This window comes from Corallococcus exercitus (assembly GCF_003611585.1).
GTDB lineage: Bacteria > Myxococcota > Myxococcia > Myxococcales > Myxococcaceae > Corallococcus > Corallococcus exercitus.
This window is the reverse complement of sequence record NZ_RAVW01000087.1, coordinates 1-18,699: the sequence shown is the minus strand read 5'-3', so window position 1 is coordinate 18,699 and position 18,699 is coordinate 1. Positions and strand designations below refer to the sequence as shown.

Sequence of the window (18,699 nt, the reverse complement as noted above, 5' to 3'; positions counted from 1 at the left end):
CCGACGTGAGGGCGGCGTCATGACAGACTCCTTTGAAGTACGCCCCCTTACCCGCGGAGGAGAGTTCGACGCCTACCGGAGGCTGCTTTTCGAGGTCTACATCGAAGAAGCCGGTTGGAACTTCAATCCAGCCAATCCCTCCGGAATCCGGATCTCCGACCGCAAGCTGCTGGATGACCGGGATGACGTCGCAACCTGCTTCGGAGTCTTCAGGCAGGACGTATTGGTGGGGGGAGGCCGCATCTGCGGAAGGTTTCAGGGCCGATTCGAGGTCCATGGCTACCAACCGGAGCGGGACCTGGGCTTCCTTGACATTCCCAATCTGTTCGAAGCGAGCCGGGCCGTCCTGCGATCCGACATCAGGGGCAGCGACGCCTTCCCATTGCTGGTCTTGCACATCTTTGAATACTGCAAGAGCAACCGCCTGTCTGTATTTACAGCCCCAAGCGTGCGGTCCGTGATGCGCTTCTATCACTCGATTGGGATGCCAGCGGTCGAGGGCTGCAGGTTCAGGTTCGAGCCCGAGGATCCAGCGGAGGCGCAGCTGTTCCTGGTGGATTCAGAGGACGTTCTGGACACCGTCCTCCAGAAGCTGCGGCAACTCCTCCGTGGCGGTTGAGGGACCCTCCTGCGGCCCATCCTCCAAGTCCCGCCGTACTCACGACGGGGACGGGCTCTTGCGAAGGCTCAGGAGCGCCAGGTTGGCAGGCCATGATCCAGCAGCCCAGTGCTCAGGCCAGGCATCGCACCCTGTTGCTCATTGGAGCAATCCTCCGTCCTGGGTCTTGGGAATCGCGTAGTACGGAAGAGAGAACGGCAATTGGGGGAACTGCGGGCCTGAAGGAAGCAGTTGCAGAGGCGTATCCTGGCCCGACGCGATGAAGGGAGCCCAATAGTACGGGTGAGGCCGCGTCTTCCGAAGTGAACGCACGGCGTTGCGCAAGGCCTCTGTCTTGCCCTCGCCAGCCAGAAGGTGGCGGTAATAGTCCTCCATTAAAAAGCTGGTGCTGTCGTCATTGACCTTCCAGAGGCTCATCACAACTGTCTCTGCGCCAGCGGTAATGAGGGCACGGCGTAGACCGTAGATCCCTTGGCCCAGCTTCACGTCGCCACGTCCCGTATCGCAGGCAGACAAGACCACCAGCTGCGTGCCCCACAGGTCAAGGCCCGCCAATTCCAAGGCAGTGACCAAGAAGCTTTCAACCTGAGAGCGATCTGCGGGTGTTGCATTGGGGGCTGGCGGTGCGCGCGCTCCCGTCAGAACAAGCCCGGATCGGAGCAGAGGGTCCGAAGGCCCTTGGTCGGGACCCTCACCTCCAATGGTTCCGACGTGGCCGAGTGAGCGCGAGTCGCTGGGCGTGACTGCATCTTCCAAGAAAAACCCATGGGTCGCGACATGAAGAACGCCCGGAGCAGCGACTTGAAGAAGTTTCTGCTTGGTCGCTTCTGGCCCCAAGAAAACCTGGGCTTGAGGAAACAGTTTATGAATGAATTCAGCCTCTCGACGGGCGCCAGGCAGCGGAGCCCAGATGCGTTGCATAGAGCTGGTGCGCACCGATGAAAAGAAGTGCTCAAGCGCTGGTGCGCGTTGGCCTCCAGACATGACATCTACTGGTAGCGCAAGGGGTGTTGGCTGCGACACGCCGACTGCAGGATCAGCAACGACAACAACAGATCGCCCCAAAGGAAGATCCCGTCCGCGAGGCAACAACTCCTTACCCGAAGTGAGATATGTGAAGTCAAAAGCATCAATGAGGAAACGGCTGCCATCGTGAAGTGCGTCAAAAGGAATGAGCCCGAGTTGGCCGTCTGGCGCCAGGAAGACCCTGCGGGCATTGCCTAAAAATGGCAGAAGTGGCTGAAAAACCAGCGAGTACATACGCTGAGCATGTCGCTGATAGGATTCGTCCCGTCGGTATAAGGATTCACGCAGGTCAAAGGCGGCACGATCAATGGAATCCATGGAGCCAAGGTCGACGCTATGGATTTGCCCACCGGGCTGAAGGATCAGGGCCAGGTAGCGGTATTTAGGGGGAACCTGCTGTTGGGGTGGAGCTATCAGGGGCGGAGCATAGACGACGAACTCAACCAGAGCACCGTCGGACGGCAAAGCAGCTGCAACACGCTCTACAATCTCTTCAGGCGGTGGTAGCGCTGCCATTGCCCGCAGGGGGGCCGATCTCCTGGCGAGATCGGCTTCTAGCGCATCGCCTTGCTCAGCGAGTTCCTTGAGACGCTGGTGATAATCAGAGGGAGAGAACGAACGCGGGCCAGCCAGCGAAAGCTGGGACAACTGAGTGCGCAAGCCGCGAAGTCGCTCAAAGGCGTCGTGGTCCTTTGGGTCAAGGCTTCGGTAGACAATCCGAGATATGCTTGCCACCTCTTCCACAGAGCGCCCCTTGGTCAACAGGGCATTGGCGAGCGCGAGACGCAAGAGGCGACTATCACCCGGATAGACTCCAAGAAAATGATAAACATACTGACTTTCACTCTGAAACAGTTGAACCAGACTGGTCAGCCGGGACTCAGAGAGAGCAAGCGCCTCGCTTCGTAAACGCCTCTCGGAAATCGCAGTCATCTTCTCAAGAATGGGAATTGCCGCGTCTGGGTGATTCGAAGAAAGTTCAAACCGCGCAAGGGCCTTGAAGGATATTGCCATCTCAGGATGTTGCTCGCCCAAAGCAGCCTCCACGATGCCGAGCGAGCGCTGCAGAATGGACCTGGCGCGAGCCAGTTGGCCCTGGCTGGCATAAAGCAGAGCAAGATTCCGAAGGTCCACCGCCACTCTATAATGGTTCTTTCCGAAAACAGATTCTTCGATTGAAATCGCCCGCACATACAATGGCTCGGCCTTTTTAAACAGACCTCGACCGGCATAATCCAGCGCCAGATTGCCAAGCACCAGGGCTACGCTGGGATGATGTTCACCCAGAGCCGATTCCAAAATGGCAAGCGCACGTTGATGAATAACCTGCGCCTGCCCGTACATGCCCTGGTCCGAATAACAGGCCGCGAGATTATTGAGAGCCTGAGCTACTCTGGGATGGGCTTTTCCAAGAGATGCCTCCTGCATGAGAAGCGCTTCTTTATAAAGTCGCTCCGCCCTGGAAAAATGCCCTTGCCTCATGTATACACGGGCTAGATTGCTGAGAATGCCGGGGAATCGCGGGTGACTCTTTCCTGAACTGGACTTCAGGATGGAAAGCGAGCGTTCATACAGAATCTCAGCCTTGTCATACAAACCATGCTCGGCATATATCAAGGCGAGCGCATTGAGGGAAACAGCCACCTTGGGATGATTCTCACCCAAAACGGACTGCCGGATTGAAAGCGCTCGTTCGTACAGGGGCTCCGCCCTGCTGTGTGCGTCTTGGTAGTAATAAAGGCGTGCGAGATTGTTGAGCGAGGAGGCCACGTCGGGATGATTCCCCCCAAGTGCCGCCTCTCTAATATCGAGCGCACGCTTGTACATTGGCTCTGCTTCGGCGAATTGTCCCTGCTCCAAATAGAGGCTTGCGATGCTGTCGAGTGACGATGCGACGTCAGGGTGGTTTTTTCCCAGAACCGTCTCTCTGATTGCGAGTGCTCGCTCGTACAACTGAGTGGCCCTGGAGAATTGATTCTTGGCAGTGTACAGGTCAGCAAGAGCGTTTAGTGACGTAGCGATATCGGGATGATGCTTGTCGAGATTCGCCTCTCGGATGGCGAGCGCTCGCTCTAGAAGGGGTTCGGCTCCGGCCAGGTTTTGCTGTTCCAAGAAGAGGCTGCCCAGCAACTGCAGGCAGTCCGCTACTTGAAGATGGTTACTACCCAGTGCCATTTCCCGAATTTTCAGCGCGCTTTGGGCTTTTGAAATTCCGGATGCGTAGCTTTCCAATTCTCGAAGGCGGACGGCTTCATCAAGCAATTTCTGCGCATGCGCCAGTTGCACCCCTTGTGCTGCGGGTTCCGCCGCCGAGCTACTCGCGCAACAAAAAACAGCAATCGCTGACAGCATGATCAACTTGCGCATGGCGATTCCGTGGGGCTGTTCTGGCGTGATGAGTCACTTGTGAATAGCACTATTGAGCTTGCTCCAAAGGAGACTGCTCGGAAGCGTAAGAGCGATTGCGCAGGAATACGGACCGGGAGTTGCTGCCCTTGCGTTGCGCGTTGCAGCGATCGCCCTCCCCCAGCTCCACAGCGCCAGTAGTGCGGAATCGGTCAGGGCATTCACGGAGGATGGACGTCAGTTCCCGGCCGTCCCTCGTGCGTGCCAGGCATGTCGCGCCGTCAGGGGCCCAGGCCGCTTCAAAGGAGGCTTTGGCCGGGTCCCACGTCGCCGAGGCCTCGGTCGTCCGCGAAGACACTCCGAGCTCGTCGTACATGTCGATGATCGTGTGCTCGCGCGTGTGGCTCCGGCCGTTGCCGCAGTAGTCCGCGCGGGCCATTCGCGTGCAGGCCTGATGCAGGTCGGTCAATGACTTTCCATCCCGCTGGGCCCAGGGCTTGTACCCCCAGCGGATGCACTTGGTGATGGCGCCGTTCTCACAGGCCAGCGTCAGCTTTCCGGGCGTGTCCTTGCGCGCTCCGCTGGCGTCCCAGACGCCCTGCACCGCCAGGGCCCGTGGGTCCTGGACGAGTTCGTCGTCCAGACAGGGGTTCTCCCACTCCTTCGTCTCCGGATTCCACGCCTGGATGCGGTACCAGATGAGCTCCGGATCATCATGGGCCGGTTCGGCACCACAGATGGCGACGTCCACGGGCTTGCCGTTACTCCCCGTCCCCTGGAGCACCGCACCCACCAGGCTGGCGGAGGCGCTGGGCACAGCCACCAGGCGCCCTCCTTCCGGCCGCACGGACTCCACGCCGGTCGCGAAGCGCAGGGGCGCGCTGTTGATGGAGACGAGCACACTGTTCCGCTCGTCAGACTTCCGCTTGGGGTTCCATGCCTGCTTCGTGCCCCACAAAGCCGTGCCCTGGGGCCACTTGCCTCGCTCCGGCGTCGAGCCCTGACACCGGCTGGCATAGGGGTCCGCGGGAGAGGCGGCCAGGACCGGGGTGGAGAACAACAGGCAGCACAGGGTGGCGAGCAGTGACTTCATCCGTGGAACCCCTTCGAAGCGGGAGCGATGGGGCTCAAGCCCCATTGCCTTCTGCAGGAAGGAGCCTCCAGGGCAGCGGGCTATGCAAAAGCCCACAGCGGGTCATTCCTCCGGGACCGCCTGGCTCCTTGGCTCCTGGGGAGAGAACGAGGCGCAGACCCGCACGCCCAGCGTGACGTCTCGCAGTGTGGGGTCTCCGGCCTGACGGTTGGCCCCGTGCGCGCCAATGGCGTCGTAGTACCAACCTCCACCTTTCAGGACGATGCGCCCCAGATCCGCGGTCACGGCCCGCGTGAGCTCGAAGGCATTGCCCGCCATGTCCTGCAACCCGAAGGGACTCACCGAGCCAGGATAGGAGCCCACCATGTCGGGTCCGAATGCCGAGGGCTCACGGGCGTAGGTGGTGTCGATGTTCGCATCGCTGGCCTTCAGCCGGTCGCCCTGGGGGAACGCACGGCCGTCAGCGCCCCGGGCGGCGTACTCCCACTCATGCTCGCTGCACAGGCGCGCTCCTGGCAGTCGTCCGGTGCGATCCAACCAGTAGAAGTAGCCTGCGAGGTCCTCCGTGGATACCCCTGACAGGGGCAACCGGCGCCAGTCCGCGGCGCGCCGCTGGGAACGGCCCGGATAGCGGAACGACTCCTTCTCCCCCACGGACAGGACTTCGTCGCCCGATACATGAAAGGAGAACACCCAGCCCCTGCCGGCCTGATGTCGCAGTGTGATGGCCTTGGGGACCGTGAATCGAGGCTCCTCAAGCACGTGTCTTGCCGCGGCGGACTGGGGAAGGTCGTTGAGATAGAGCAACCAATCGCCGAACGTCACCTCCGTCCGTCCAATGAGATAACCCGTGCCCAGACAGACGCGGTGGAGGGGGGAGGCCCGCAGGAAGCCGCGCATCGGCTCCGGGTCGCCGCTGCCCAGCAGGAAGCACCCGGGGGGCACATAGACGTAGCCCGAGGGGAGCGTGACCGGCAGCGTGAGCTGGACCCGCTCACGCCCTCCGCGAGCAAGGAGCAGGGGCACGGAGAGCGGTGCGTGGCCGGGCCGGGTGAGGTGGAGCAGGTAGGAGCCCGCCGGAAGCAACACGCGCGAAATGGGGGTCCTGCCCAGCGCAGGAAGGGCGTCGAGCCGCTGTTGACCATGGCCATCCGACACGTAGCGTCCCAGGTCCACGCTCGCCCCGGGAGGCTCCGTCACCACCGCGAGCTCGGCGGGAGCGGAGAGCCGAGCTCGCCAGGCCCCTGACGCCTTCCCGTCGACCAGCCGTTCCAGGCGCCTTCGCAGCTCGGCCGCGGACTCCTGCTGCTGGAAGGCTTCGGCGAGCAGCATCCGCTCGTAGAGGACCTCGGCGAGGAGCGGATGGGCCTCGCGCTGGTCCCGTTCACGCTCCAGCGCCCTCTCCAGCGACTCGACGGTGTGGGCGTGGGCCTGGTCGGCCTGGTCCCGCAGGTCGAGTGCCTGGGCCCACTTCGCCTCGGGAAGGCTCCAGGGGTCGTGGGGCGAAGCGGAACTCCCGGGCGCCGCCGTGACGCGGCCGTCGAACAGCGCGAGCGCATCCTCACGGAGTGCTCGGGCCTGTGCCCCGAGCGTACGTCCGGTGGTGAAGGACTCCCGAGCCGCTGACACCTGGTCCGCGATGAAGCGTTGGTCCTCGAGGTAGGTCTGGAGGCGCAGGCCTCCATAGACTGCCGCCAGGGCGAGCACTACGAGCAGCACGGCGAGGTAGCGCCCCCAACGCTGACGCCGCAGGGCCCGTTCAGACGCAACGAGGAAGGCCCGTTCGCGAGTTCCCAGCATCGAGGGGTCCAGCGGGCGCGCTTCGTCGACCTGTCGCTGCCGCCAGAGCGCCTCGCGCGCGTGGGACAAGCGCTCCCATTCGGCGCTGGCTGCTTCAACGCGGTGGCGCACCGCGCGGTGGCCGATGTCGTCGTCACGCCAGTTGCGCAGCGTGTCCCAACGGTCGATGAGCGAGTCGTGGTTGATGACGTAGCGGGCCTGACCTCCCACGGTGCGAGCATGGAGGAGCCGGCCCTCGGTGAGGGCCCGAAGGGCCGTGCGGGAGGAGGCGTCCTGCTCCGGCAGCAGCACCGCCTCGTCCAGCTCGCGGCGCGTCCCCTCCACCGTCACCAATTGGAGCAGGAGCCGCCGAGCGGCCTGCCTCGCGTCCGGATCCAGTCGGTCCAGCACCCCGTCCGCATGCCGCGACAAGGCTCCGGCGACGCCTCCCATGGCCTCCAGGGCGCGATGGGTGATGTGGCGCTGGGCCGGATCGCGTCGTTCCCACAGTTCGGCGAGCGCGAACTGGAGGAGCGGGAGGCTGCCTTCGCCATGGGTCGCGGAGTCCACCAGCGACTGGATGAAGCCCTCGGACTCGAAGCCCACGCCATGACTTCGGGCCGGCCCGACGATGGCGTCGCGCACGCCCGTGGGCGTCATCGGACGGAGAATGTAGAGGGCGCGTTCGGCTTCGCCACCCAAGCCGGGGAGCGCGGACACTCCGGTCAGGAAGTCACCGCGCACCGCCAGGAGCACGCGGACCCCGGGGGACGGCAGGGCCAACTCGCCCAGGAGCTGGGCGAAGCGCGCTGCCTGCGCGGGTTCGGCCTGGGTGAGCAACTCCTCGAGCTGATCAACGAAGAGGAGCAGGCCGGGGGAGGCCGGGTACGCCTCGCGCAGCGTCGCCCCCAGCCAGTCGCGCCGGGACAGGAGTGCATCGCTGACGTCCGCCTCCCTCAGGCCCAGCCTGGGGGCGAGCGCGGTGGCGAGTGCCTGGAGCGGCCTGGCGCCTGGCCAGAGCGTCACGGAGGTCAGCTCACGGCCCTCGGCCAGGGCGCCGGCGCTCATCCTGGGAAGCACCCCGGCAAGACACAGCGAGGACTTCCCCACCCCCGAGTCGCCCGCGACGAGGACCAGCGGCTGACGGCGCAAGCGTTCAATGACGGCCCGGATGTCGGCGTCACGACCGAAGAAGAGCCCCTGGTGCTCAGCCTCGAAGGGGGCCAAGCCACGGTAGGGATTGCCTTCGGCCAGGGCCGTGGCCGTGTAGAGCTGGACCAGCCGCTCCAACGACGCGCAGAGTTGCTCCGCCGATGCGGGCCGCTCGGCGGGGTCAGAGGCCAGACAGCGCTGGATGAGCGCTTCGAACTCCGGGTCGGGCTCGGTTCCCGTCGCGTGGGGCGGACCGGACGCCCCCCCGCCCGAGCAAAGCTCCTGGAGCGTGCGGCCCAGGGAGAACAAATCACTCCGCGGCGAAGCGGACGTGCCACGGAAGAGCTCGGGCGCCATGTAGCGCGGCGTCCCCGCCAGGGCGCGGCTCGAGGAGGCGTCCATGGCGGCGGCCGGGTCGAAGTGCTCCGCCAGCCCGAAGTCCAGCAACTTCACCACGCCGTCGTCGGTGACGAGCGCGTTTGACGGCTTGAGGTCCCGGTGGAGCACCCCCTGCTGGTGGGCGGCCGCGAGCCCCCGGGCGAGCCCCAGGCCCAGGTGGAGCACGCGCAGCCACGGCAGGGGCCGGGGCAGCTTCGCGAGGCTGGTCCCCGAGATGTACTCCGAGACGATGTAGGGGTGCCCCTCCACGGTCCCGATGCGAAAGACGGTGACGACGTTGGGGTGCTGCAGGCGGGCAATGGCGCGTGCCTCCGTCTCGAAGCGCGCGCGGGCTTCGGAGCCAGGCCGGGTGCCCGCGATGAACTTCACCGCGACCGGGCGCCCCAGGGAGACGTCCTGGGCCAGGTAGACGACGCCCATTCCGCCCCGGCCCAGCAGGGGCCCCAGCTGGAACTCGTCGAACGCGGCGGGCGGTGTCCACGAAACCCCAGACTCGGCCACGTCCGCCGTCGGGGTTCCAGCCTCCGAAGGAGGCAGTGATGGCAATACCAGCCCGCCGCGGGCCACCGTGGCGAGCAGGACGCGGCAACTGGCGCAGCCGACGGCGTGACGGTGGGCGAGTGCCAGGTCCTCGGGTGGCAATCGACCGTCAATCAGATCGGCCAGGAGCTGGTCTGACAGGCAGTCGGGCGTTCCGGGGCCCACGGAGACTCGCTTTGACAGGGCCATGGCCTTTGATGCGAGAGTCTCTCAGAAGACGTCTTGGGTTCTCAATCCCCCATTGCACCCGATGGGTGACGGGACGTGAGAAGGACTGACGATGAGGCAGGCTCCAGAACTGGTGGGGACGCTCCTTGCACATGCCAGGGTACGCGCTCCGCCACCCGAGGATGTCGCCGTGCTGGAACGCCTGCTCCAGGAGACGCTGGCATCCGCGCACACCCGGTGGTCCGGGGACGCGCTCCCGCCTGAGCTGTTCATGCGGCACCTGGCCGAGCGGCTTCCCGAAGCCAGTCCAGAGAGCCCGCTCTCACCGCTGCTCGGCCAGCTCGCGCTGGAGGAGCTCTACCTCGCATGCGCGTGTGTGCATGGCGTCGCGGGGGCCACCGAGGCCTTCGAGCAGCATTACCTGTCGAAGCTGCCCGGGTTGCTCGCGTACCTCAAACATCCCCCCGCGCTGATGGACGATGTCTGTCAGGTGACGCGCGTGAAGCTGCTGGTCCGAATGCCTGAGGAAGAGCCTCGAATCAAAGACTACACGGGCCGAGGCGCGCTGCTGAGCTGGGTGCGGGTGACGGCCATCCGCGTCAGCATCAAGCTGAGCGCCGCCGACAAGCCCGCCCCCGAGGAGGACGTCGGCGCCGTCCTGGATGCGCTCCCCGCCCCGGGCTCCAACGCGGAGCTGGAGCTGATCAGGCAGAGCCACCAGGCCGAGTTCCAGCGAGCGGTGCGCGAGGCCTTCTCCACGCTATCGCCCGACGAGCGGCACCTGCTCCGGCTCTACTGCTTCGACCGGCTCTCCACCACCGAACTGGGCGCGCTGCTGCGGGTGAACCAGTCCACCGTCTCGCGTTGGCTGAAGAGCGCGCGGCAGACCGTCTACAGCGAGACCCGGCGGCTTCTGCGGGAGCGGCTGGGGCTGTCCACCCAGGGCTTCGAGAGCTTCCTGGCGGTCCTGGGCAGCCAGCTCGACGTGAGCATCAGCCAGTTGTTCGGGGATGGGGGCGGCCCGCCGCGCGGCTGAACAGGCCAGGCGGGACCGGCCAGCGGTAATGGCCGGAAAAATCGCTTTTGCATAATTCGCGGCGCTCCCGGCTCCTTTCCGGTGGGTGGACCGAGCGCCAGGGTGGCGACGGATCCCACTCCCCCCATGACCGGAAGGCCCGCTCGCGCGCCACGACCGCGCCGCGAACGGGCTTGCCCTGAAAAGGAAAGCCGCATGCGTATCCCCAGGTTGATGACGCAGTGGAAGCCCCGTTTCCTCCGCGCGGTTCCGCTCTCGTGTCTCGCGCTGCTCTCCGCGGGCTGGAGCCGTCCGCTGCAGCCGCCCGCCGACAACATGTCCCGCGAGGAGCTGACCGAGCAGTCCCGTCAGATGAACGCCCTCTATGACACGACGCTCGCGGGCAATCCCGACCGCGTGAGCATCAACCTGGACCTATCGGACGACGCGCAGTACCGCTTCGTCGCGCGCCGGCTCCAGGCGTCGGGCAAGGACGAGAAGAACGCACCCGAGCTCTTCTCCACGCTGACGCGGCTGCGGGCCCGGGCCATCGCCCGCAAGCAGCTGGGTGCGCAGCAGCCGGCGCAGGGCGTCCAGCCCCAGGGCGGCATCTGGTGTGACCACTACCTGCTCACGAACCCGCCGACCGCGTCGAACGGCGGCGCCACGATGACCTACAAGCCCTACGTGCGCGTGAGCTGCCAGGGCGGCGCCAACTTCGTCTACGCGGACATCGTCGCCTACGACGTCAACCGGGCGGAGACCACCAGCCGGCTGGTGTCCTCCAACTCGGGTGAGGAGTACGGCGGTGGCACGGACTTCATCGACGTGGCCACCACCGCCGACGTGAACGTGACGGAGGACCACCTGCTGCGCCTGGAGTCGATGGCGCTCGCCGTGGACGACGTGACGGGCCAGGACGTCTCCTCCTACACGGTGGCGCGCACCTCCATCGCGATGCAGCAGGCGGGGAGCTTCACGATGCTCCACCCGCGGGAGATCGTCCCGAACAGCCAGGCGGAGATCCTGATGTGCCAGCTCCGCGGCGGCGCGGACTGTGACTACGCCGTGGCTGGCTACAACTGGTTGGGACAGCTGACGGCCTATCCGTCCAACCCGACGGGGATCGCGGCCTCCAGCGAGGCCAACCCCGGGGTGCTGAACCCGAGCGACTTCTGGACGTTCTCCCGGCCCTATGACCCGCAGCGGCTCTACGTGCCCATCCGGATGGACATCACCGCGGGCGTCCGCAACTACCTGCAGTGCAAGGTGGACAATTACACCTACGCCAAGATCAAGATGCACACCGAGAACGGGGCCACGTGCGGCAACTCCGTGGACTTCGTGAGTCAGCTGCCGGTGGGCAGCTACAGCTCCACCTTCAACTACCTGGCGGATCTCTCCTACGACCTCAACGGGGACGGGGCCTGCAACTCGGACGTCATCCTCAACCGGGCCGCGTCCTTCTCCATCACCATCATCGGCAAGGCGAAGTGCACCAAGGCGGATGGCACCTTCTCCCTCGAGGCGTTCACCAAGACGCAGACGATTGACGGCTCCAGCCTGAGGACGAAGAAGATCTTCTACCGCAACAGCTGCATGGCGGAGGGCACGCTGGTGCAGCGGGAGGACGGCACGACGGTTCCCGTGGAGCAGGTGAAGGTGGGGGACAAGGTCCGCAACGGCGTGGGCAACAAGCTGCTGACGGTGACGGACGTGGCCCACGGCAACGAGCTCAAGCCCTTCGTGCACCTGCGCGACAGCAAGGGCCACGAGCTGACGCTCACCGAAATGCACCCCGTCATCAACGCCCGGGGTGAGGTGGTGGCCGCCAAGAACCTGAAGGCGAAGGACCAGGTGCGCACGGACAAGGGGACCGCCACGCTCACGGAGGTGACGCGCCTGCCGGTGAACGGGAAGCAGGTGTTCAACCTGCGGCTCGGGACCGACGAGGAGCTGGCCGGCGCGGGGGAGCTGGGCCGGACCCTGTACGCCGGCGGCATCCTGGTGGGTGACATGTCCATGCAGGAGGCGCTGGAGCGCCCCGAGCAGAAGCCGGCGGACGTTCTGGCCCGCCTGCCCAAGGCCTGGCACCGGGACTTCAAGAATGCCCAGGTGAAGTAGCCAGGGGGGCTGCTTCGTCGCGGGAACGGGAGGGTGGTCAGGCCCAGGCCTGATCACCCTCCCGGCTTTTCCAGTTCATGCCCCTGGCGGGTCCCCACCATGTGCATGCAAAGCCTTCAAGGAACGCAAGATGTCTGACTCAGCAAGATTCTACTGGCACACCACGTTCGCGGGCCTTGCGCTCGCGTTGACACTCTTGTTCCTGCAGGGGTGCGAAGACCCCGCCGCGAGCACGAATCCAGCCATCACCACGGTTGCGCAGGAGGTTTCGTATCCGACCTTGACGCTCCAGCCCGGACCGGAGGGAAAAGACACATACATCGGCTCCCGGCCGGACCTCGTCAACACAGGCAACCCCCATCACCGGCTCCTGCCCGCGATGGCCTGGACCTGGTCCGGAGTGCCAGGGGCGCTTCGAGGCCTGATTGATTTCGATATCCCGCCCCTGCCGGACGGAGGCACCCTCATCAAGGCCACGCTCGTGCTCTCTGCGGAGACCACGGGAAGCAGCCCCAGGGGGCACTCCCAGGAAGGAGGCACCAATACCTGGCGGCTCATCCCCATCACCTCCAGTTGGGAGGAGACCACCGCCACCTGGAACAACCAACCCAGCGTGGATGAGTCCCGCGCGATCGCGCTCCCCTCAAGCAACTCCTACGACCAGACCTACCAGGTCGATGTCACAGCGCATGTCGCCACGAAGCTGTCGACCCCCTCCCTGATGCGGGGATGGATGCTTCGTCTCCAGTCGGAAGACAGCCACCGCGCCATCCAGTTCGCCACCAGCGACCATCCCACCATCGCGGTCCGCCCCAAGCTGCTGCTCGAGTACACGCAAGCCGTCCCCCTGGGGCGCATCTCCGGCCGCGTCATCCGTGGAAGCTGCGACACGGCCTGCGGCCTGCAGGGGGTTCTTGTCGACGCGGGCGGCGGTCATTACGCGACGACCGCGCCGGATGGAACCTACACCCTCACCAACCTCCCGCTGGGAACGTATACGTTGCGAGCCAGCCTCCGCGGGGGATGGACCTTTGGTTCATTCGCGTTCCAGAACGAGCACTATACGGTCTCCATCTCACGGCCAGGTCAGCTCGCATGGGCCTCGGACATCGTGGGATGGGACAGGGACCCGGTCGTCTTCGTCCATGGCTGGAACTCCGATGTCTCGTCGGATTTCGGGGACGTTCCCGCCAGACTTCGTGAGGCCGGCTACTACGTCCATGACTCCGGGCAATTGACCGGCGGCCGCTTCACCACGCCGCCCTTGTTCCTCAATTCCTATCACGTGCGCGATTGGACTCGGGAGGTTCGTTACGAGACGGGCCGGGCCAAGACCATCCTCTATGGGCAAAGCATGGGGGGGCTGGTGTCTCGAGCCTACGTCGAAGGCCCCCTCTACGCCGGCGATGTCTCCCAGCTCTTCGCCTTCGGCTCCCCCCACCTGGGTGCTCCCGGGTTCTCCTATCCATCCTGCCTCGTTGAGACCTTTAATCGGATCTTCGGAGGAGCCCTTTGCGACATGACTCCGGCGGGAATGCGAACGTTCAACCTCATCATGAGGCAGCGCGCCGGCGTGGACTACCACCTGACCGGGGGAGATGCGCCCACGTGGAGGTGGCAGCGGAAATGCATGAAGATTCTCTGGTGGAAGATCTGCGTGAACCTCCCCCTTCCGGATCACGAGTTCCGCAACGGCAATGGCTGGTGGCTGGGAGCTTTGATCGCGGGGAAGGATGATGGCTTCATCCAGACGCGCAGCGCACTGGGAATGGCCGGCCGCAACATCGACCGCTTCATCACGCGCGAAACCCATTCGAAGGGATTCGTGGGCTATCGCGATTATCACATGTGGGAGAACGGCCCGTCTCAAGAGGGTTTCGCCCGGTGCGGAGCGCGCCTGCTCATCGATCGGACCTCCAACACTTGTGGCACCCGTCTCTTCAACGGCCCCCCTCCCGGAGCGTTCTTGTCGGCGTCCCAGCCTTCGGCTGCTTCCCCGCTCTTTTCAGCGACGGATGATGATCCCGCATCCCCTGCGCTGAATCAGCTGTCGAGGCTGGACACGGGCGGGGTCTCACCCGGCTCCCAGAAGGTCCGTTCGGTCCTCGTCGAAGGAGGCCCCACGAGTTTCACCGCCTCCTGGGACAGGGGGACCGCGCGTTTCTATGTGATTGATCCCTCCGGCCAGGTCATTGACCCGGAGTCGCTGGATGCGGCCGCGGTCGACCCGTCGGATCCCGAGGCGGAGGACGCCACCGAGCCTCCCCCGGGCATGGCCCTGTATTCAGAAGCGGCCCTTGGCGCCACCTACTATTTCCCGGCAGCGAGCCGGGGCACCTGGCAGCTGGTGCTCAAGGCCGGGACGGCCTCCGACACGGAAGCGATCTCCTATTCGACCCAGGCGGTGTTCGACAGCCCGCTCGGAGCCCGGCTCGTGCGGGAGCGTCCCTCGTTCGAACCGGGACAGCCGGCCCACCTGCGCATGTTGTTCTCCGAGCCGGTCCAGGCCGCGGAGGTCCAGCTGCGAATCCGCCACGGGGACGGCTCCGTTCAGGAGGTCGCCCTGGAGCGGCTCAGCGGCACCGAGTATGTGGCGGACCCGGTCATCGCGGGGCCGTCAGGCTTCGTCAACCTGGTCTGGAGCGTCACGGGCCAGCGCATGGATGGCGTCTCCTTCGAGCGCGGTGGCCAGGAGGACGTCCAGATCAACTCGACGGCCCTCCGGTTGGGTACGGGCCACTCGGATCGCGCCATCCCCAGGGAAGGCCTCCCGGGTCTCAACAGTGCATTGGCCGTTCACCTGCAGGTGCGCTCCGACTACGCCGGTGAAGCGCTGGGCGTCTTTGGTGAGCTGGCAGCCCTGGATGGCAGCACCATCACGACGGCCTTTGCTTCCGTGCCCGCCGTACAAGGGGTGAACGACGTCGAGCTTCGCTTCCGTGCGGAGGAGATCTTCGCCGCGGGCAAGGACGGTCCCTACCTGGTAAGGGAGGTGAAGCTGGTGGACACCCGGGGCGCCCTGCTGCTCAGCCAGGAGATACCACTGGCCCACACGACGGCTCCCTATTCGTATCGAAGCTTCTCCTCCGTGCAGGGCAAGCCGGCCGCATTTGTCGACGAAGGGCCCTACCGCGTCGTCCTGGGGCAGAGCATCACCCTCAAGGCCACGGGCGCGGATCCAGAGGGGCAGCCCCTCACCTATGCATGGGACCTGGATGGGGATGGCGTCTTCGAGTCCCCGGGACAGTCCGTGCTGTTCACCGCTCCGTCGCAGGCGCCCGTGGGGCTCCAGACGGTGCGGGTCCAGGTGACCGACACGGACGGAAACTCCGCGCAAGCGGAGACCTCCGTGGAGCGCATCATCAACCATCCGCCCATCGCGCAATGCCAGAACGTCACGGTGCTGGCGGATGCCACGACCTGCACCGGAAGTGCCTCGGTGAACGCCGGCTCCTACGATCCCGACTCCGAGGGTGGCGTCACCTGCTCGCAGGCGCCCGACGGCGTCTACTCGCAGGGCGCGCACCCGGTCGTCCTGAGCTGCGCGGACTCGACGGGGCTGACCGCATCCTGCGTCTCCACCGTGACCGTGCGTGACGTGACGCCGCCCGCGGTCATCTGCCCGGCCCCCCTGGTCATGAACAGCAGCGGGCCTGAAGGCGCATGGGTGACCCCAGCGGCGGCAACGGCCCAGGACGGATGCTCGAACGCCACCGTGAGTGGCCCACCAGCGGGCCTCTACCCCAATGGCATCACGGAGGTGACCTACACGGCGGTGGATGCGACGGGCAACACCAGCCAGTGCTCCACTTCGATCGAGGTGGTCCCGGGTGCGCCTCCGCAGCTGACGATGTGCAACATGCCCCGTTACACGCGCGAGCTTTCGCAGCTGGCGTGTGGGTGGGCCACGTCTGGTGAAGGGGGCCCGCGTGTCACCCGTGTCTTCCTCACCATCGATGGCCAGGAAGCGATTCCGCTGACTCCCGACAACAGTGGCGGCTTCGTCTACACGACGCTGAACCTGGAGGAAGGAACCCACCAGCTGGAGCTGACGGCGGTGAACGCCGAAGGAGGCTTCGCCCAGCGGCGCACCACCGTAACGATTGACCGCACGCCTCCTGTGCTGTCCGTCCTGTCGCCCGCCTGGGATGCAGTGCTTCCCGGCCCCGTGGTCGACGTCACGACCTCGGTCCAGGACGTGTCGCCCACGAAGGTCGTGACGCAGTGGACGCAGTCAACCCAGGTCGAGGAAGGAACAGGCGTGGTCACCCACCGGGTGGATCTCGTCAATTGGGGAGCCGGGGTCATCCTGGTGTCCGCGACCGATGCCGCGGGCAACACCAGTCAGACGCTGCAACAGGTCCAGGTGCTTCCGCCCACCTCCTCGCCCTGAAGACAGTGGCACTCCGCCAATCGCGGCATGGGGTTGGCGGAGCCGGTAGGTTGTTCTCCTCGGAAGGGCCGTCCCATCAGGCCTGAATGAGTACGTCACAGCACGGGCTGGAGCCAGGAGTGAGACAGGTGCTCCTGGCCTTGCCAGCACCAAACTGGCGGAGCGACGCGCATAGGATGCGCCGCCATGAACTTCCAGGCGCGACTCGAGGCGCTCACGCACCAGCTCCGGCCCTGGTCCTCGCTCTGGTCGCAGTCCATCCTCCAGGGCTGGCCCGGGTCCGGCGCCGCCTATCCCGAGGACTGGCTGGCCTATGCCCGGTCGCTCGATGAAGCGGGCGAGCGCCAGCTGGACCAGGGGGTGCTCGTGGGCGTCCCGCCTCCGTCCCTGGAGGCGCTCCTGGGCGCGCTCCAAGAGCTGACAGCGCTGCCCTGGCACGAGGGCCATCAGGCGCTGACGGTCGCGCAGACACAGGGCCTCAGCGCCAAGAAGACCCACGAGCTGGAGCGGGTGCTTGCCCTGCTCGCGCCCAGGACGCGCTTCATCCAACAGGCGGTCGATATCGGCGGTGGCATGGGACATCTCGCCCGTCTCTGTGCGCGGACGTTCGGGTGGACCTTCCACAGCATCGACCGGGACGCCGCGTTGCAGGACAAGGGTCGACGGTGGCTGGCGAGACAGGGCGGGGACACCGTGAGTTTCATCCAGGCCTCCGTCGAGGATGGGCTCCAGCCGGGGATTGATCCGCTCTTCTCCGGCCAGGACCGGGCCTCCATCGGTCTGCACACCTGCGGGCCGCTCGCCCTCACGCAGCTCCGCAAGAGCCAGGGGGCGGGCTTCGTCCTGAACATCGGCTGCTGCTACGACAAGCTGGAAGCCCCACGGGACTACCCCGTCTCCCGCTTCGGGGCCGCGCATCCGCTGCCCTTCACCCCGCATGCCCTGGCGCTGACGACGCGGGGACGGCATCACAAGACCGAGGAGGAGTTCGCGCGGATGAAGCGGGTGTACGCGTGGCGCTTCGCGTTCGATCTCCTGACGAGGCAGCGCTTTCCCGAGCGCGGCTTCGTGCGGGCCGGGGACGCGCCCCGGTCGCTCTATGATGGCCCCTTCGCCGTCTACGCGCGCGACCGCCTGGAGCGCCTGGGCCTTGAACCCGGCATGACGGACGCCGAGCTGGATGTCTTCGAGGTGTCCGTTCGCGCCGAGACGCGCGACCTCCTGCTCTGCCATCTGCTGAGGGACCGCTTCGCGAGGGCGTTGGAGGTCGTGCTCCTGCTCGATCGCGCGCTCCTCCTGGAGGAACTGGGCTTCCAGGTCGAGCTCCTCCAGCTCTTCGATCCGCGCCTGTCTCCGCGCAACCTCGCGCTCATCGCGTCGCGAGGCGCTTGAGCCCGTTCCGGGCCGGCCCCTCGAGGCCTCACCCGGTGAAGACACCCCAGCAGATGTCGTTCCGCGCCCGCTGGTCTTCGAGGACCAGCGCACGGAGGGTGGCGGGGATCCGTTTCCGCTGCCATCCGAGTTCCTTCAGACGGGCCTCTTCCGCGTCACCCTCGGCGACCGACGCGGCGGCGGCCCGGATGGCGTACGCCGCCGCTCCCAGGTAGTGCGCGGCGACATGGGCGACGGCCACCGCCTGGCCTGCCGCGAGCGCGGCGAATTTCGCTGGGTCCGCCAACCCCTTCCCCGCGGCGTTGGCCACGAACGCGGTCTGGTGGGCGTCACGCATCGGCACCTCGCCCCGGATCCACGCCCGTCCCACGGCGATGGCGTCACGGGGACGCGTGTCCCCAGGGGACGCTTTCTCGAAGAGGGGCAGGACGTGCTCCGCGCAGACGGCGGCCCACTCCGCGAGCAGGTGGTGGTCCTCGTCGGTCAGGCTCCCGCCACGACGAATCGTGATCAACCTGGGGTCTCGCTCCTTCGGCAGGATCGGCATGGACAAATCCTCGCTCAGCCGCCGCGTCAACGCGATGGGGTCGACCTGGCGAAAGACCCGCGTCGATGCCCGGACGTCGAAGCGAGCCTAGCTCTTATACACATCT

The 18,699-nt window shown here is 65.8% G+C and carries 9 protein-coding genes; 5 read left to right on the top strand and 4 right to left on the bottom strand.

Annotated features, from left to right (window positions below; all coding sequences use genetic code 11):
* The first annotated feature begins 19 nt into the window (after positions 1-19).
* A complete protein-coding gene (locus D7W79_RS13500) occupies positions 20-619 on the top strand; it encodes a hypothetical protein (protein ID WP_120525785.1) in 600 nt (199 codons plus the stop codon).
* Between the two features lie 138 nt (positions 620-757).
* On the opposite strand, the gene D7W79_RS13495 is transcribed toward D7W79_RS13500, so the two are convergent.
* From D7W79_RS13495 to D7W79_RS13485, 3 genes are all read right to left on the bottom strand, one after another.
* Positions 758-4,012 carry a CHAT domain-containing protein gene (locus D7W79_RS13495; protein WP_120525784.1) on the bottom strand — a complete coding sequence of 1,085 codons (3,255 nt, stop codon included), beginning with the start codon at positions 4,010-4,012 and terminating at the stop codon, positions 758-760.
* Between the two features lie 49 nt (positions 4,013-4,061).
* On the bottom strand, positions 4,062-5,084 hold the full coding sequence (locus tag D7W79_RS13490; RefSeq protein WP_120525783.1) for an ADYC domain-containing protein: 1,023 nt from the start codon (positions 5,082-5,084) through the stop codon (positions 4,062-4,064).
* Between the two features lie 102 nt (positions 5,085-5,186).
* A complete protein-coding gene (locus D7W79_RS13485) occupies positions 5,187-9,143 on the bottom strand; it encodes a bifunctional serine/threonine-protein kinase/formylglycine-generating enzyme family protein (RefSeq protein WP_120525782.1) in 3,957 nt (1,318 codons plus the stop codon).
* A gap of 169 nt (positions 9,144-9,312) precedes the next feature.
* Between D7W79_RS13485 and D7W79_RS13480 the strand changes: the two genes are divergently transcribed.
* From D7W79_RS13480 to D7W79_RS13465, 4 genes are all read left to right on the top strand, one after another.
* Positions 9,313-10,158 (top strand): sigma-70 family RNA polymerase sigma factor, encoded by an 846-nt coding sequence (locus D7W79_RS13480; RefSeq protein ID WP_244221755.1) that lies wholly within the window; start codon positions 9,313-9,315, stop codon positions 10,156-10,158.
* Between the two features lie 195 nt (positions 10,159-10,353).
* Entirely contained in the window at positions 10,354-12,261 is a 1,908-nt protein-coding gene (locus D7W79_RS13475) for a Hint domain-containing protein (protein WP_120525780.1), read from the top strand.
* Between the two features lie 280 nt (positions 12,262-12,541).
* On the top strand, positions 12,542-16,654 hold the full coding sequence (locus D7W79_RS13470; RefSeq protein WP_158616958.1) for a DNRLRE domain-containing protein: 4,113 nt from the start codon (positions 12,542-12,544) through the stop codon (positions 16,652-16,654).
* Positions 16,655-16,840: 186 nt separating this feature from the next.
* Entirely contained in the window at positions 16,841-18,046 is a 1,206-nt protein-coding gene (locus D7W79_RS13465) for a methyltransferase (RefSeq protein WP_120525778.1), read from the top strand.
* A 28-nt stretch (positions 18,047-18,074) separates the two neighbouring features.
* Here the strand turns inward: D7W79_RS13465 and D7W79_RS13460 are convergent, their stop codons facing one another.
* The gene (locus D7W79_RS13460) at positions 18,075-18,593 is read right to left on the bottom strand and encodes a putative immunity protein (RefSeq protein WP_120525790.1); all 519 of its coding nucleotides are present in this window, start codon (positions 18,591-18,593) and stop codon (positions 18,075-18,077) included.
* Positions 18,594-18,699 lie beyond the last annotated feature (106 nt).

What these genes read in the sequence shown, in the direction of transcription:
- D7W79_RS13490 (WP_120525783.1), bottom strand. Translation starts at nt 5,084, where the DNA reads ATGAAGTCACTGCTCGCCACCCTGTGCTGCCTGTTGTTCTCCACCCCG.
- D7W79_RS13485 (WP_120525782.1), bottom strand. Translation starts at nt 9,143, where the DNA reads ATGGCCCTGTCAAAGCGAGTCTCCGTGGGCCCCGGAACGCCCGACTGC.
- D7W79_RS13475 (WP_120525780.1), top strand. Translation starts at nt 10,354, where the DNA reads ATGCGTATCCCCAGGTTGATGACGCAGTGGAAGCCCCGTTTCCTCCGC.
- D7W79_RS13500 (WP_120525785.1), top strand. Translation starts at nt 20, where the DNA reads ATGACAGACTCCTTTGAAGTACGCCCCCTTACCCGCGGAGGAGAGTTC.
- D7W79_RS13495 (WP_120525784.1), bottom strand. Translation starts at nt 4,012, where the DNA reads ATGCGCAAGTTGATCATGCTGTCAGCGATTGCTGTTTTTTGTTGCGCG.
- D7W79_RS13465 (WP_120525778.1), top strand. Translation starts at nt 16,841, where the DNA reads ATGAACTTCCAGGCGCGACTCGAGGCGCTCACGCACCAGCTCCGGCCC.
- D7W79_RS13460 (WP_120525790.1), bottom strand. Translation starts at nt 18,593, where the DNA reads ATGCCGATCCTGCCGAAGGAGCGAGACCCCAGGTTGATCACGATTCGT.